This window comes from Streptococcus sp. k-90 (assembly GCF_013277565.1).
Lineage (GTDB): Bacteria > Bacillota > Bacilli > Lactobacillales > Streptococcaceae > Streptococcus.
This window is the reverse complement of record NZ_VMNE01000057.1, coordinates 1-343: the sequence shown is the minus strand read 5'-3', so window position 1 is coordinate 343 and position 343 is coordinate 1. Positions and strand designations below refer to the sequence as shown.

Sequence of the window (343 nt, the reverse complement as noted above, 5' to 3'; positions counted from 1 at the left end):
CTGGATTCGACAGGATTTGCAAAGCCCTAGGAGCATGCCGAGGGGCGGTTTGCCTCGTTAAAAGCCGCAAAAAAATAGTCGCAAACGACGAAAACTTCGCACCTGCTGCTTTAGCAGCTTAATCAGCTTAATAAACTGAAGGTGTCCTCTCTCCCTAGCCTCCGCTCTTAGGACGGGGATCAAGAGAGGTCAAAACTAAAAGAGATCGCGTGGATGCCCTGCCTGGGGTTGAAGCGTTAAATCCAATCAGGCTAGTTTGTTAGTAGCGTGTCCGTTCGCAGCTAACCGGCGAATGTAATAACTGGACTAAGCATGTAGTGCCGACGGTGTAGTAATTCTGGAC

At 49.6% G+C, this 343-nt stretch carries 1 other RNA gene; it reads left to right on the top strand.

The annotated features are described in order from the left end of the window. Position 1 precedes the first annotated feature (1 nt). Positions 2-343: a transfer-messenger RNA gene (ssrA, locus tag HT734_RS09340) on the top strand; the annotation flags it as partial.